At 75.6% G+C, this 500-nt stretch carries 1 protein-coding gene; it reads left to right on the top strand.

Features of this window, described 5'->3' with window-relative positions; genetic code table 11:
• A partial coding sequence (locus tag N869_RS16015) for a PH domain-containing protein (protein WP_035063393.1) occupies positions 1–500 on the top strand: 500 nt, incomplete at both ends.

Genomic DNA, 500 nt, shown 5'->3' with positions numbered 1-500 from the left:
TGCTCCCTGACCTGGGGACCGACGACCCCCGCGCCCTGCTGGACGCGGCGCTGTCCGGTCAGGACCAGGACTGCGGGTTCACCACGAGTCCCCGGCGCGCGATCTGGTTGGACCCCTGGTCCTGGCGACGGAACGGCTACGCCTTGACCGAGCGGGCGTTCCTGGCCCGTTCCGGCAGGTTCGTCCGGCGGCTGGTCGTCGTCCCCCACGAGCGCACCCAGTCCCTGGGCCTGGTCCAGGGTCCGGTCCAGCGGCGCCTGGGCGTGGCGTCGGTGGCGCTGCACTCCACGCCCGGTCCCGTCGTGCCGACCGTCCCCCACCAGGACGCCATGGGGGCCCGACATCTGGTGGGGGAGCAGGCGCACCGTGCCCGCACCGCACGGGCCTCAGCCGGTCCCGAACGCTGGATGCTCGAGCTGCAGGCCGAGGCCGCCGCGACCCGGACCGCACCGCCCGACCCTGGGGTCGGGCCGTCGGCTTCGCCCGAGCCTGGGGTCGGG

It is taken from the genome of Cellulomonas bogoriensis 69B4 = DSM 16987 (assembly GCF_000767165.1).
In the GTDB taxonomy this organism is placed as follows: domain Bacteria; phylum Actinomycetota; class Actinomycetes; order Actinomycetales; family Cellulomonadaceae; genus Actinotalea; species Actinotalea bogoriensis.
This window is presented reverse-complemented; position numbering and strand designations above follow the sequence as displayed.